Origin of the sequence: Mycoplasmopsis maculosa, assembly GCF_900660665.1 — a bacterium.
Lineage (GTDB): Bacteria > Bacillota_I > Bacilli_A > Mycoplasmatales > Metamycoplasmataceae > Mycoplasmopsis > Mycoplasmopsis maculosa.
In genome coordinates, this window is sequence record NZ_LR215037.1 from 243,179 (window position 1) to 258,688 (window position 15,510).

At 19.1% G+C, this 15,510-nt stretch carries 15 protein-coding genes; 12 read left to right on the plus strand and 3 right to left on the minus strand.

Annotated elements, in window-relative coordinates; all coding sequences use genetic code 4:
• Positions 1 to 39: 39 nt before the first annotated feature.
• From EXC47_RS01025 to EXC47_RS03875, 11 genes are all read left to right on the plus strand, one after another.
• The gene (locus EXC47_RS01025) at positions 40 to 4,902 is read left to right on the plus strand and encodes a hypothetical protein (RefSeq protein ID WP_129646286.1); all 4,863 of its coding nucleotides are present in this window, start codon (positions 40 to 42) and stop codon (positions 4,900 to 4,902) included.
• A complete protein-coding gene (locus EXC47_RS01030) occupies positions 4,902 to 5,255 on the plus strand; it encodes a hypothetical protein (RefSeq protein WP_129646288.1) in 354 nt (117 codons plus the stop codon). Before EXC47_RS01025 ends, EXC47_RS01030 begins: the two co-directional genes overlap by 1 nt.
• Before the next feature lie 2 nt (positions 5,256 to 5,257).
• A complete protein-coding gene (locus EXC47_RS01035; protein ID WP_129646145.1) occupies positions 5,258 to 5,761 on the plus strand; it encodes a hypothetical protein in 504 nt (167 codons plus the stop codon).
• A 14-nt stretch (positions 5,762 to 5,775) separates the two neighbouring features.
• Positions 5,776 to 6,411 carry a hypothetical protein gene (locus EXC47_RS01040; RefSeq protein WP_129646290.1) on the plus strand — a complete coding sequence of 212 codons (636 nt, stop codon included), beginning with the start codon at positions 5,776 to 5,778 and terminating at the stop codon, positions 6,409 to 6,411.
• A 12-nt stretch (positions 6,412 to 6,423) separates the two neighbouring features.
• Positions 6,424 to 7,110, plus strand: a complete 687-nt coding sequence (locus EXC47_RS01045) for a DNA adenine methylase (RefSeq protein ID WP_129646292.1) — start codon at positions 6,424 to 6,426, stop codon at positions 7,108 to 7,110.
• Positions 7,111 to 7,113: 3 nt separating this feature from the next.
• A complete protein-coding gene (locus EXC47_RS01050) occupies positions 7,114 to 7,746 on the plus strand; it encodes a hypothetical protein (protein WP_129646294.1) in 633 nt (210 codons plus the stop codon).
• Between the two features lie 32 nt (positions 7,747 to 7,778).
• Positions 7,779 to 8,111, plus strand: coding sequence for a hypothetical protein (locus tag EXC47_RS01055; protein ID WP_129646296.1), 333 nt, complete (start codon positions 7,779 to 7,781; stop codon positions 8,109 to 8,111).
• 151 nt (positions 8,112 to 8,262) lie between these two features.
• Positions 8,263 to 9,423 carry a hypothetical protein gene (locus EXC47_RS01060; RefSeq protein ID WP_129646298.1) on the plus strand — a complete coding sequence of 387 codons (1,161 nt, stop codon included), beginning with the start codon at positions 8,263 to 8,265 and terminating at the stop codon, positions 9,421 to 9,423.
• A gap of 13 nt (positions 9,424 to 9,436) precedes the next feature.
• Positions 9,437 to 10,114 (plus strand): hypothetical protein, encoded by a 678-nt coding sequence (locus EXC47_RS01065; RefSeq protein ID WP_129646300.1) that lies wholly within the window; start codon positions 9,437 to 9,439, stop codon positions 10,112 to 10,114.
• Positions 10,107 to 10,799 (plus strand): DUF3800 domain-containing protein, encoded by a 693-nt coding sequence (locus EXC47_RS01070; protein ID WP_129646302.1) that lies wholly within the window; start codon positions 10,107 to 10,109, stop codon positions 10,797 to 10,799. Before EXC47_RS01065 ends, EXC47_RS01070 begins: the two co-directional genes overlap by 8 nt.
• A gap of 282 nt (positions 10,800 to 11,081) precedes the next feature.
• Positions 11,082 to 11,237, plus strand: coding sequence for a hypothetical protein (locus tag EXC47_RS03875; protein ID WP_165255915.1), 156 nt, complete (start codon positions 11,082 to 11,084; stop codon positions 11,235 to 11,237).
• A 289-nt stretch (positions 11,238 to 11,526) separates the two neighbouring features.
• On the opposite strand, the gene EXC47_RS01075 is transcribed toward EXC47_RS03875, so the two are convergent.
• The 3 genes from EXC47_RS01075 to EXC47_RS01085 all read right to left on the minus strand — a co-directional run bounded on the left by EXC47_RS01075 (position 11,527) and on the right by EXC47_RS01085 (position 14,038).
• Complete coding sequence (locus EXC47_RS01075; protein ID WP_129646306.1) at positions 11,527 to 12,228, minus strand: hypothetical protein; 702 nt, start codon at positions 12,226 to 12,228, stop codon at positions 11,527 to 11,529.
• An 808-nt stretch (positions 12,229 to 13,036) separates the two neighbouring features.
• A complete protein-coding gene (locus tag EXC47_RS01080) occupies positions 13,037 to 13,483 on the minus strand; it encodes an Abi family protein (RefSeq protein ID WP_129646308.1) in 447 nt (148 codons plus the stop codon).
• 90 nt (positions 13,484 to 13,573) lie between these two features.
• Positions 13,574 to 14,038, minus strand: a complete 465-nt coding sequence (locus EXC47_RS01085) for an Abi family protein (protein ID WP_129646310.1) — start codon at positions 14,036 to 14,038, stop codon at positions 13,574 to 13,576.
• A gap of 61 nt (positions 14,039 to 14,099) precedes the next feature.
• Between EXC47_RS01085 and EXC47_RS01090 the strand changes: the two genes are divergently transcribed.
• Positions 14,100 to 15,299 carry an Mbov_0401 family ICE element transposase-like protein gene (locus tag EXC47_RS01090; protein ID WP_129646313.1) on the plus strand — a complete coding sequence of 400 codons (1,200 nt, stop codon included), beginning with the start codon at positions 14,100 to 14,102 and terminating at the stop codon, positions 15,297 to 15,299.
• Positions 15,300 to 15,510: the final 211 nt, after the last annotated feature.

The window sequence follows — 15,510 nt, forward strand, 5'->3', positions numbered from 1 at the left end:
TTAAATTTAATGGATTTATTAATTTATTAAGGAGTTTTTATGAAAAAAATAAAATTATTACCAATTTTATCTGTTCCTTTAGCTGCTGCACCTCTAGTGAGTTTATATGACTATGAGTTTGATAAAATGTATTATGCAGAACATATTGTTACAATTTCTGATATTCAAAAACTTTTTAAGGAATTATTTCAAGATAATTTTATAGCTAATTCATATAATCCCAGATATTACGGTCATTCAAGTTATAGACTAATTAATAATAAAAAATATGTATCAAATAGTAATTTAAGTGGAAATTGATTTAACAAAAATGGACAAATTAATTTAAATAATTTAGATAATATTAATAATTTATCTTTTAATAGTTTTTATTCACAATTTAAAAATGAATTAAATCAATTTGAAGTAAATGAACAAGATATTTTTAATGTTTTTAGTATTTATAGAAATAAAAAAAATGAACTTAATTTTAATAATATAGAAGAATTAAAAAGTAAAGTTAAAACTGAAACTATAAATGTAACAATTGATAAATTAGAAAACAACAATTTATTTAAGTTTGATGACGATTTTTACTATGAATATGATGAATATACTATTAGATATGAAAATGATAATAGTAGTTTAGAATATGCTGAATTTTCAGGTGAAAATGATTATTATTATAATGCATTAAATGATGAAGAAGACTTATTAAAATCTGGTCATTTAGTTATAAATAATGATGAATTTTGACCTTCAATAGAATATTTAAAGTTATCAGATTTTAAAATATCAAAAACTGATGATGATTTTTATTTTTTAAAAACTAAAATTGATGAACAAGAATATTTAAACAATAAATTAAGCAGTTTATATAAATTAAATTTATATTATGAAATAAAGCCATATTTATCAAAATATAGAAATAAATTTTTAGTATCTTCAACAAATAAAATATTTTTAGATGTAAACAATAACATTCCTACTTTTAGAACAGAAATTTCATATATTGATGAAATAGATATTAAAGATTTTTTACTATCAAAATATTTAAATAAAAAAGAAGTTAAAAATATAAATGAAAATTATATTTATGAAGTTGAATATGATGATTATGCAGAATTTATAGTGAATTTAGGGAAAAACTACACATCTATGTCAATTTTTAATAAACTAATTCAAAATTTTAATGATAGAAATATTAAAATGATATATGATAACCAAAATCCCTATTTTGAAGCTAATTTCGAAAACAAGAAACTTAAAATTTATTTAAAAATAAAGCCGAATTCAACAATTAATGATTCATTTTGATGGAATAGATTTAATATTGTTGTACCAAAATATAATTCAAATAATGCTACACAAAAACTTTTTAGTTTAAATGTTTCAGTTCCTGCTGACGATAGTCAAAATATAAATAATCAATATAACATTTCTGTTTTAGAAAAACCAAATAAAACATTTTTTTCACAAGCGCGAATATTTTTAAATCTTTCTAACAAAAGAAACGAAGAATTAATTATTAATGATAATATTGTTCCTATTGGATTAACAGGATTTATATATAATATAAATCCAACTGATAAAAAAATGAAAATTCAAATCAAAGTGTATGATGTTGATTCAGATAATAATATTTTAGATACTTATAAAGTTTTTACTATATCAGATAATCTTTTTTCTGATATAGGGATTGAAAATGTATATGATGAAATTAATTTTAAATTACATAGCTGAAATCCAAAACAAAATTTAGAGCAAGCACAAAAAATAAATCCTTATATAATTGATGAAAATTTTAAAGAAGTGTCTGATAAAGACGGAAACTTAATTAAAAACCCTGAATATGATTTTAAAATAAATCCTAATACAGGAACTTATGAATCCATATGAACTTTAAATAAGGCTTTTTATGAAAATATTAGTGATTTTGTTGTTTGACCTAAAATAAATAAGTTAGAAAGCGAAAATAAAATTTTAGAATATTTCGCTAATGAAAATGATTCTATAATTGTTAAAACAATTTTTGCCGATAATGGTTTAAAACTAGATTTTTCTCAAGGTTTTACAGAAATAAATGGATATTATTTAGGAAATGACATTAATTCATTAGGCAATTCTTTTACAAAATTTTCTTTACCAACAGATAAAGATAAAATACTTTATTTTACAGCGCCGTTTAGCGAAGGATGATATTTATTATCAGCAATCCAAAAAACAGGATTAGCAAAATATTATTTGATTTATCAAACAAATGAAAAATTTAAGAATAATAGTCAAGAAAACGTTTTAGATAATTCTTTTTTAAATTTAAAAAATCAAAATAAAGTTAATAATTTAATAAATTCGAAATATTTTTATTCATTTAGAGATTATGTAAAGGCACAATCGTTAGATATACAAAATTTAAGTTATTCTGATTTAATTATTCAATACGAAAATTTTTTACTTTTTAATAATTTATCATTTAATGTTTATTTTGATAATTTAAAGCAAAATGATTTTATTAATGATTTTGAAAATTATTTAATTTCTAATAATAAATTTGGCGATACAAAGCCAACTTTAAATGAGTTTAAAGAGTTATTATTTAACTTTATTAATAGTAAAATGAATAATGATAAAAATCAAAAAAACATTTACAGCTATATAGAAACTAAACCTATTGATAATTTAGAACCACAAAAATTTGATTATTTAAATAATGAAAATGATAAAAATTTAATAATAATAAAACCTGATGAAGATTTAAATATTTATAATTTTAAATTTAATTATAATATTGACCCTTCAACAACTATTGTTAATTTTATAAAAAATAAAGAAAGTTATAATGTAGATTTAACAGAATGACTTTATAAAAATGGTTATAGAATTAATTTTCCATTGGAATTAATTTTTAATGAAAATAAATTAATAGAATTGATATCTAAGAAAACTATAAATGATTGATTAAAGAATGAATCCTTATTAAAAGAAATAGTAAAAGAAAATATTACTCATTTTAAAATTTTTAATAAAGAAATAGATATTAATAATGAGACTTTTGAAATAAATGGTAAAAATATTAATATTACTGAATTATTATCTTTATTAAAAAATATTTCATTCTCATTTAGTGAAAAAGGCATATTTATAAATATTTTCGGAAAATATGAAATTAATGGTGAAAAATTTATTATAAATAGTTCAGACTTAAATTTAAAAATTGATTGACCTATTTATTCTTCTCCTTTTAGTTCATTTAAAATTAATAATTTAAAATATGATAACTTTAATTTAGAAAAAATTAAAAATGAGTTAAACAAAAATAATTTATTTTCAAATCAAAACTATGAAACAACAATAGAAGATGTTTTATACGAATTTATTTTAGAGTATTTAAATGATTTTAAAATAGATAATATTTATTCTGATATTGATTTATTAGTAACTAGTGAATATACAAAATATTTAACAGATGAAGAATTATTAGATGAAGAAAAAATTAAAAAAATTACTAAAAATTTAGTTCTAAATAAAATAAGTAATGATTATGTATTAAATAAAATAATTGATGAAATTAAAGCTAAAAAATTAATTAATAGTTCAGAAATAGATTTTAATATAGATAAAAAAGAATTAAAATCTAAATTAAAACAAATATTAAATTCAAAATACGATGAATTAAATAACAAATATTCAAAACTTTCTGAAATTATTAATTATTGAATTGATAAAGATAAAATTATTTTTTCAATTTCAAACCATAAAATTAGCAAATATAATGAAGATATTTCTGAATTATTAAAAGATTTTAACAATCTAAAATTTGTTTTAGAAGACAAAGAAGCTAATTTTAATTGAAATAACATTAATAACTTTTTTGAATATAAAAAAAGATTATTAAAAATAATAAAAAATAATTTAGATAAATATAGATTTAATTTAAAATCATTAGAAAAATATCAAGAATGAATAAATTATTATGATTCTTTAGGAAATGGTTTTAAAAAAGAAATTTTATATATTTTATGAACTTTTTTCGATAAAGAAGCAGCAAAAATTTCTAAAAATAAAACAGAAGAAATAAAATTATTTAGTCACTTTTTTCCAAAAGAAAATATTAATAACATTATTGAAAATTTCTTAATTAAACAAAATTATAGTTTAAATGCTGAAAAGATAAATAATAATGAAATTTTTAATAATTTATTAATTAAAAACAAAGAAAAGTTTTTATCATATACAAAAGATATAGTTTTAATTTCTCCAATAGAATCAATCACAGGAGAAAAAAATATAAGTGCAATTTCTATTTTAAATATAGAAATTGATAAACTGATTGATAATTCAAATAAATCAAATAATGATAATAGTAGTGATAACAATGATAGCAATAATTCTAATAATGATAATATTAATACACAAAATAATGATGAATCAAAAATAAATTTATCTAGTTTTTATTTTAATGATATTTCAATTTTCTTAAATCAAAATGATAGCACTTCTTACAAAGATAAAATAATTACTAAAATTATTGAAAATATTTTAAATGTTTTTGATTTTAATCAAGAACAAAAAGCAGAATTATTAAAAAATATAAACCTTCCTACTTTTAATGATGCCTTTTTTAAAGATATTTTAGTAAAAAGTAATAATTTAGCTATTTTAGAAGAAAAAGAATATTATAAAAATTCTAAAAACATTAGTTTTAAAGCTAATTTAAATTCAAAAAAATTTATAGGTGAAAATAATTTCAATCTAAATATTTATTTAAATAAAGATTTTGATTTAGATTATGAAGAAAAATTAAAAGAAAAAACAAAAATAATATGAATAAGTACATTAGTATTAGCTTTAATTTTAACTTCCGGAATTATAACTACTGTTATAGTTTTAAATAAAAAACAAAGAAAGGTAAAAATTATCTAATGAAAAAAATAATCAAACCATTAAAAATGAAATTTTTATGAATCTGGATTTTAGGTATTGTTCTAGGAATTTTTATTCCGTATTCAGTTTTTGATTTATTAAATAAATGAAATAAATTAGATATTACTCAAATTATTATTGTTATAGCTTTTAGTGCATTTATATTAGTTTACTTTATATTATCAATAATATTTTTAAGTATGCAAATAAGAATAATAAAAAGGAAAAGAGATTTAAACAATACATTAAATAAATTGAAAAAAGATGAGTCTTTAAATAAAGCAAAAATAAAAGAAATAGAATTAGAAATCAATACATTAGAAGAATTATATTATTCAAAAGAAAAGAGATAAAAATGAAATTTTATTATTATGGAACTGTTTACAAAAGTAAAAATGACAAAATTGTACTAGATGTCTATGGAACAGGTTATTTACTTAATGTTATTAATGCAAATAACTTTATTGATAAAGAAAAACAAAAAATATATGTTTATGAATTAAAGACTGGTGAAATGTATGGCTTTAAGAAGTATTATAATTACCTAATTTTTAAATCTTTATTAAATGTAAAAGGATTACAGCATTATAGAGCAATAAATATTCTTAAACAAACTAATGCATTTGATTTATGCAAATCTATTGTTGAAGAAAATTTAGAAAAATTTAAATTGTGAGGATTGCCTACTTCTCTTGCATTAAAAGTTATAACAAACTTAGAAAAAACAGCTATTTTTATTATTGATAATTACATAAATAAAAATAATGAATTAAATGAAGCCCAAAACGAAGCTCAAAACGAAGCTCAAAAAAACTATAATATTGATTTTAATCAACCACCATTTAATTATGAAGAATAATTTTAAGGAATAAATTGAAACAATATGAAACAAAAATAAATTTTAAAAATTCATTAACTTTTTATTATGAAATTTCATTTAATGCTTCAAAAAATAAAAATATTTTGCAAAATTTTGGCAATATTATATTTTCAATAATTGAAAATAATAATTTAATAGATAAAAATAAATATTGAAAAAATATTTGAAACAAAATAAAAAATATTTGAAAAAAATGAGAATATGAAGCCAATAAAAAAGGTTTAAATTTAGATTTGAATAAATTTATTGATTTTATTAAATCAGTGTATTTAAACAAAATAATACAAACAGTAAATATTTCATATGAAAATTCAAAATTTAATGAAAATGATATTTTAATTTATATAAACAATTTTGTTATAAATAAAAATGAGTTTTATGAAGTGTTTTTTGAAAATCCTATTGCTTTTTTTAAATTAAATCAAATAGAAAAAGAATCATATATTAAAGAAGTATCAAATGTTTTTAAATATACAAATTCTGATTTTTTAGAATATATTTTAAATTTTATAAAAAATCAAATTATTAAATTTGTAAATGATAATAATATAAAAATAAATTTTGAAATTAACCAATTAATACCTAATTGATATGGGCGCATTATGCGAAGACAATATTTTAAAATATAGCAAGGTTTAAAAATGACAATAATAAATAAAATCAAAAAAATAAAGCCTGTAATACGGTTAATTGGTTCAAAATACAGACTTTTTAATCAATTATATATACATTTTAATTTAAGTAATATAACTAAATTTTATGATGTTTTTGGAGGAACAGGTATAGTTGGAATAAATATAAAAAATATAAATCCAAATATTGATGTTTATATTAATGATTATGATAATATACTTCCATTAACAAAAAAATTTGTAGAAGATAACAACAAAAGATTTAATGGATTTGGAGGTTATTCACAAGCGGCTATACAACAATATAATAAAAAAGTATTAAACGGATTATGAACTAAATTAAAAATTTATAATAATGTTTTAAAAAATATTAATATTAGTCATTTAGACTATAAAGAATTATTAAACTCTCATTCATTTAATAATAATGATTTAATTTATTTAGATCCACCTTATTTTTCTAATTTTAAAGCCTATAAACATAAAATAAATCTAGATGATTTTTTTAAATTTATTCTATTTTTTAATTCAAAAAATAATTGCAAAATAGCCATTAGTTTTAAATACAATGAAAAAATATTAAATTTATTTAAAAACTGAAATATTTATTATTTAAATCATACAAATACCAATATTTCAACTATTAAAAAAGATAAAAATGCAAACGAAATTTTAATAACAAACTTTAAGGAGTAGATTATGAAAAAATTAAACTTTCAAACAAATTTTAATTCAAATGGATTATTTTTATCACCCTTTTATGAAATATCTATTAAAAGTGAAAATGTTAGATATGATGGAGTTTCTGATTTTTTATATAATGTAATTAATAATAATGAAAAAATATATAAAAAAAGAAAAGAATATTGAATTAATTTTGAAAAAGAAATAAGAAAAATTTGACTATCTTATGATAAAGATAATAAAATTGAAGAATTAGAAAATGTTTTAAAAAATGATTATTTTAATAAAGTTTATCATTTTCAAAATATTTCTAAATCAGAAAGAATAGAATGAATTTTATCAAATAATAATATTATAATTTATGTAGAAAATGGATATATAGACTTCGAAACATTTTGAAACACTTGATTTGAGGCTATGCCAAAAATATTTAATTTAAGTGAAAAAGATAAAAGTATTTATCAAGATAGAATTCTAGGTCTTTTTATAAGTCATAATAAAGAATTCTTAAAAGAAATAATTAAAATTTTAAAAAAGGATTTAATTTGGTTTTTAGAATCATCAAATAAAAAACCTAAATTTGATATAAATTTAATAATTGTTAAAAATCCTGAAATAAAAAAGAAATTAATATATCAAATTGACTAATATAACTAAAAAATAAAGATATATGTAAAACTATGAAATATTATTATTACTTTAAAATAAATAAATACACATATACAAATAATAAATTTAAAGCAATAATTTTTAATAAAATTAAAAACAGCTTTAAATATTCTATTAATAAAATTTATTTAAAAAATAATAAGATAATTATTCCACAATCAGAATATGGTGATTTTGGAGAATATTTAGGTTGATTTGCTTATGAACAAAATGATATCAATGGTGAAATAATTTTAAAAGTAATTAGCAATAAAATTGAAAAAATTATTAATCAAAAAATATCAAATTTAAGAAAAAAATCATTAATGAGTTTTATACCTTGATTAATATACGCTTATGAATAAAAAACTAAAAATACTATAAATAAGTACTTTTATAATTAGTTAGTTAACAAAATTAACTAACTTTTTATATACAATAAATTAAATAATTTTTTTAAAAATATCATTTGTTATAATTTAATTAATATTAAATTATCAAATAAAAGGAATAATTATGAAAAACAAAAAAATTTTAAAATGAATAGGTGCTGTTGCTCCAATTTTATCATTACCAATTTTATCTGCTTCTTGTTTAGAAAAAGTAAATCTAATATTAAATGGAAATAGAGAAGGTGAAAAGGATAAAGAAAACCCTGAAACATCAACAAATCCTACTCCTAATCCAACAACACCACCAAAGGATTCAACAGAACCTATTAAAAAAGAAGACGAAAAACCAAAAATTACTCATTCTGAAATAATTAATAATTTTAAGGAAGTATATTCAAACAATGCAATGCTAGATGCTAATCCAAAAGCATTCAATGATGCAGGAAACTTTTTAGCTTATGACTTAAGAACTGATCCTAAATTTCCCTATTCATTAAAACTACCAGACCCATTAACAATAATTTTAAAACATCCAACAGCTATTTGATACTATTCAGGTATTAAAAAATACTATGATTATATTTTACAAATGGATAATGTTTATAATAATAAACAACAACTACAAAATAGATTAAATAGACTTTTTAATGAAGGAAGTACAGAATTTATTAATACAAACTATTCAACAAAAAGATTAGGAATAGTTTGAAAAGATGCATTAACTTATAATTTAGATAAAATAATTAATGCATATGAAGATATTTACACAAAAAGCTCTGAGTTTTCTTCTATGTATCACGGTGTTTTACCTTTAGATTTTGGTGAAAAAGAAACAGAATTGCTTGAAAAACACAATGAAGAAGAAGCTGATTGAAATAATCACGGTCAAAATCTTGAAAGAGAAACAATGAACCCTAAAATCAGCTACAAAGAAATGTATGATATATCAAAACAATTTTATAAACGTTTAGATAGACACTTTTTACAAGAAAGAATTAATCATAAAAATAAAACATTATCATTAGAGGCTGTTCCAAATAAAGATATAAAAGCTGCTGATTATTTTAATGATTGATATAACTTTAAATTTCCTTTCCCAGTTGACCAATCTTCCAAAAACTATATAGGTGTATTTTCTTACGGTTTTCAAACTTATTTAGAAAAAAGATGAAACCCTTATGATTTTTACAATAATTCAATTGTTTTAGCCCCTTTTAAAGCTATTCAAAATTCAAATATAATGGCGACTAGCCTAAAAGTCTTAAAAATATTACTTACACTTTAAATTAGTGCTTTCTATGCTATCAAATAACCCTAATAAATCATTTTTAGAACAATTAGATGAAACTAAAAATGAAAAACTACAAGAATTTTATAAAAAATATAATTATACAAATGGTTTTTCAAGCTTGCTAGAAGTATTAATTAATTCAGTATCTAAAATTTTAGACCCAACTATTTATGTTAATTTTATTGATGAATTCGGAAATAAACATTACTTTTATGATGAATGAAAAGATAGTTTAATTTTAGGTAGAAAAAATCATATTCAAGATTCAAATCAAAGACAATTTTACATATTTGCTTTAAATTTATATAATAAACTTTTAATGCCTTTTAATTATTTAGTAAATAGTTATGATAGTGAAATAGAATTTAATACTGATTCTGTAAATAGTGATTTAAGTTCTTGAAATATTCGTAAATTCAAAAAAGAATTCTACAAAGAATTTTATCAACCTATTTTTGGGGAAATTAAAAAAATGCAAGAAGCTACTGATGAAGCAAAAACAAGAAGCGCTAAAATAATGATTAAAAACTTTTTAGAGAATTCTATTATTAAAAAACCTGATAACAATAATCAATTAACAGAAAATAAAAATTTAATTAATACATATGAACTTAGAGCAAAAGATATAACAGGAATTGAATTTAATGAATATTGATTAAATCCTAATAAGGATGAAAATGAATAATACTAAAAATTATTATATTTATTCTGATGAATCAGGTGTTTTTAGTAAGAATGATAGTTTTTTTATAATAACTTTTCTAGTTTTTAAATCTAAAAAGTCAATATCTAAATCAAAAAAATTATTTAAAAATAAAGAAGACCGAATAAAAAAAATAAAAAATATTAATCCTGAAGAAGAATTAAAAGGTTTTACTCTATCATTAAATCTTAAAAAAAGTATCATTAAATCATTTAATACTATAGATAAGTTTTTTGTAAAAATTGACATAAGCAAAATAAAGGAAGAAATCATTGATAACAAAGCAAATAGACGAAGATTTTTAAATTGAGTAATAGCTGTTTCTCTTAAAAAATATTTTCAAAATGAAATTAAGAAAAATATTTTGTCCAAAGAAGATATTTTAAATATTTTTTTAAATTTAGATAATATATCAACAAAAACAAGTGGAAAATATACCTTAGAAGAATCAATAATAAGAGAACTTTTTTGAGAAGTTTATAATTCTGATTGTGATATTACAATACCTCCATTTTTTAAAAACATAGGATCGCTTACTCTTTCATATTTAGATTCAAAGTATTCACCTTTAATAAGAATGGTTGACGTGCTATCAAATTATATTTATGTTAATATTAAAAAAGGAAATAAACTAGATGAATTTTTAAAATTTTATTTTCCTTTTTAAAAATCAATGTATAATAAAGGTGCAATTAAGTTTGCGTAAATCAAATGGATAACCTAACAATGTTTAAGCGTATTTTTAGTACGTAGGCCCTGAATGGATTTCTACATTTTAATGTAGATTTTTTTATTTTAATGTTATAATGATGTTGTGATTAGAGCATACACAACTCTCCTGAGTCGTGCACGTTAAAATAATTGGTCATACTTCATTACAACCGGTCAGGTATGTGGCATTAACAGTTGTTTTTTTATAATATATTAATTATTTAAAAAAGGAGGCCATATGAAAAATACAGAAAAAGATTATATTTATGCTGATGATAGTTTTTTAAAAAGTCTTGATGAAGATTTTGCGAAATTAAATATGGATGACTTTTTCAAAAAACACGGAACTTATGAAGAAGTAGAAAGAATAATGAAATCTTTAGAAAAAATGTAAAGAATTGTGAATAAGATATTACCTTCTCCCACCCTGGGCACAATAAAATAATATAGGGACGTCAAAATTAAATTGGCTGGTTGTAATATAACCATTAGGCCAATTTTTTTATTTTAATGTTATAATGATGTTGTGATTAGAGCATACAACTCTCCCGAGCCAGGCACATTATAAAATAAAAGGCCACATTTTAATAACCAGCTACTGAGTATGCAGTTTTTGGCTGGTTTTTTATATTTTAAAATAATAAAAAAGAAAGCGCAAAAACTTTCTAAAACTATTTTATTTTTTAAAATATTCAATAATTATTATTTAATATTAAAAAAGGTTTAATATTTCTTATTTTTAATTTTTTTCTATTTAAATTTATGTTAATAATATTATTTTTTATTATTAAAGGAATTGATTTTATCGATATTGGTATATATGTTTCATATTGATAATTAGTATTAGAAATTTTCTTCAATACAATTTGTGGCATTTTTTGTTTGTTTAGGTCTCACATTAAAAAATAGTTTTTATTATCATTGCATAAATAAAATGTAGTACTTTGATTTGCATATATTAGCTCTATAAAATCTACAAAAATTTTAAATCTTTGTATTAAAAAAACAAAAAAATCATTAGAAGAATATTTACTTCTTATGTCAATATCTAATTTTGATCAATTGTTAATAACAATTTTTTCTAATTCTTGATAAGGATTTTGAAAAGCTAACGATTTATTTATGAATTTTTTTATAAATAAATAATTTTTGACTTTTATATCATTTGTATTAGTTAATTTTTTTCAATAATGAAAACCTAAAATATGAAAAATATATTTTGGTTTAATCTGAATCAAATAATCTGTTTTATCAGTACTACTTGTATTATTCATAAACACATTTAATTTGTTATAAGTAGATAAATTATTATCAATTTGGTAAAACATATTTTTTAATATATAAATTATTTTTTTAAATATTATCTTTAAACTATTATTATCCATATAAAAGTAAACCTTATAAAAAAATGATGGGTTTAAATAGCCAACAACAGCCCCCATCCTATCGTATCGCTAAGCAACCTTATTTTATTAAAGTGTGGCAATGCTCGCAAGTCGGTTGTTCCACTTTAACACACTTAATTAAAGTATATCATTTTTTATATTTTTTAAAAAATAAAAAGAAAGCATAAATGCTTTCTAATCTTATCCTAATTTTTTTTCTTATAACTGTTACACTTTTCAAATAACACAGAGCCCAGCTATTAGCATTTGTGGATAAGCACAATATACTTAAAAGTAATCTGTGTACGAATAAATTATATATAAAAATAAAAAAAGACAAAACTATATTAAATAGTAATGTCTTTAGAGATTAAATAATCTCTTTTAACATAGGTACAAACCATCTTTTAATTTATAAAAGCGCCTATGTTCCATGCATAATAAATTATATATTAAAAAAATAAAATTTAACTAATACATATTAGCTTAGAGTAAAGAAAATAACAGAAATTTAATTTAATGAATATTGATTAAATTCTAATAAAGACAAAACACAAAAACAGATTAGTAAAAAAATCATATAAGTCTTTTTTATAGTCCTATATGATTTTTTATTAAGTTAAATTAACTCTTTAATAATATAATATTTGTTAATAAAAAAATGAGAACAGTGTCAGCATTGCTGTCTTATTCTCGAGAAGTTTATTTGTTAACAAATGCCTTCTACTTAACAGGGCAACACTCCACCTTTTAAAGTATTTCTAAAAGGGGGCCCTATTCCTTACATAATAATTATAGTATAAAAAAATTAAAATTTTATATTTTTTTTAATTTTTTTAACAAGTTTATAATCAAATGTTTCATTATTTATAAATGTATTAAGTGTATCTACAAAAATTTCTAACAATGTTTTTTTAGTACTGTTATATTCGTTTATAAATGAGATAATCACAATTATATCAGTTAATTTTATTGTCTTTTTTATTTTAATATCTAATTTATTGTTAAATATAAAATTTGAAATGTTTTCATAATATTTACTTTTTCTATTTGGTGCTATTAATTCATAATTCAGAATAATAGAATTGTGACATATAATATTCCTAATTTTTTTGAAAATATTCATTAGACTTATTAATTGATAATAATTAACATTCAGTTTTTGATTTATTTTAGCAAAATGATTTAAAACTAAATTTTTTATGTCTTTATTTAAATAGTCTAGCAGTTTAATTAGCTGACCAAATGTTGTCATATGTAGTATTTCTCAAAGATAAAGATTATTTAAGTTTATGTTATTCTTGACTTTTTTATTTTTAAAATCTATTTTTATTTCTTTTATAAATTATTTTATATTTTTTCCTTTTTTAAAATTACCATAATTATTAAAAATGTAATACAATCTTTTTATATTTCATTTAAAAATTTGTACTTGTTTTAATTCAGTTTTTAAATTAAAATCGATTTCCAGTTTTGAAATAAATTTTTCAATTGAATTTAATATTGCATTCCTTAATTTAATTTCTATATTTTGAATATTAGTTAATATTAATTTTGATACAGTTCTATCGCAATTAAATAAATCAATTAAATTAGAAGACTTGGCATTTAAAAAATATCAACCATTAGATTTATCTTTATGAGATAATAATCATTTTCATTTATAAACTAAATGATTATAACCATAATTCATTAAATATAATTTGAATCTATTTTTTTCAAAATCTGTTTCCCAATTAATACCTTTGTTTTCAAGAAACTCAATTTGTTCATCAAATGATAATAAACTTTTTAAATTATTTTTATTCATAATTACTTATTATATAAAAATAATTGAAACTAATTAAATTAAAATTTAATTAGGGGAATAAATGAAAACAAATGATATTGAATATATTAATGAATTATCAGCTAAGGAAATAACATTTCTTTCAGAACAATTCAAGAATTCTAATAAAAGAAAAGAACAAAAATGATATTTAAACAAAAAAATTAAAAGAAAAATTATTGGACAAAATTTAAAGATATATGAATTTACAATTTACCAATATTACTATTTTATAGGTAAAAATAAAAAATATATAAGCTATTATCCAGAAAAATATAAATATTTAATAAACAAATCATATGATTTAAAATTAATTTTAGAAACTTTTTATTTATATTGTGGACTTATTAGAAATAAATTTGTAAAAATTAGTTGAAATTTATGCAAATATTATGCTAAAAAATTAAATCTGTTTAATGAAGAAAATCATACAAATATTAAACAATATGCAAGTGAAATATACATACATATTGATGATTGTTATGATAAAACAAGAGTAAATAAAAAAGTTATTAAATCAAATACTAAAATAATTAAAATTAATTCAAATATTGATAATAAAGTAATTTACACATACGAAAATTATACTGCTATTGATAATGAAAAAATAGCTAATATTTCAAGAGCAAAAATTATAATAGAATTAATTAAAAAACACTATTTTATAGACTCAAACACTAAATTGTATCTTTTAAGTGATGGCGCAAAATACTTTCAAAATTTAGCAAAAATATTAAACGCAACACATATTTATGATTACTTTCATTTTATTAAAAAATTTAACGATATTTTTATGAAAAGAATATATATTTACAACAAATATAAAAAAGAAATTTTGAAAATTAATGGATTATCAGTACAAAAATGATTAAAACTATCTTTGTCAAATAAAGATGAATTATTAGAAAAATTAAATTATTTATTAAAATTGAAATTCAGTAAAAAATCAATTTCAATAACAATAAAAGCTTTTATTAATTTTATAAAAAATAGTTGCTCAAATTATAAATTTTATATTAACAATATAACAGCTCAATCAGAAAGTGCAGTTAGCTTATACAAAAGCTTTTATTCTAAAAGATATTCTACTTTTTCAGTTGAAACAATTCAAAACTTAATAAAAATTCAAGCTTCTGAAAAATGAATTTTTATAAATTTTAAATCAATGATAAAAGAGTTAAACTTAAATGTTTTATATGAGCCTTTACTTTGAGAGGTGCATAAAAACAACATTTATTTATAGCTTTATTTTTTAACTTTTCATATTATATATACGCGCACGTGATAAATATATTAGAATAATATATTGCTTTTCGCTTGCTAATACCCCCAGGTCAGCTAATGTAAATAACGTACTTATTTAATTAAGAAGACCTTCAAACTAAAAGAAAAAACAACCAACCCAACCACCACCAAACAAACATTTTTTATTGAAATACCAATAAAAAATGAAA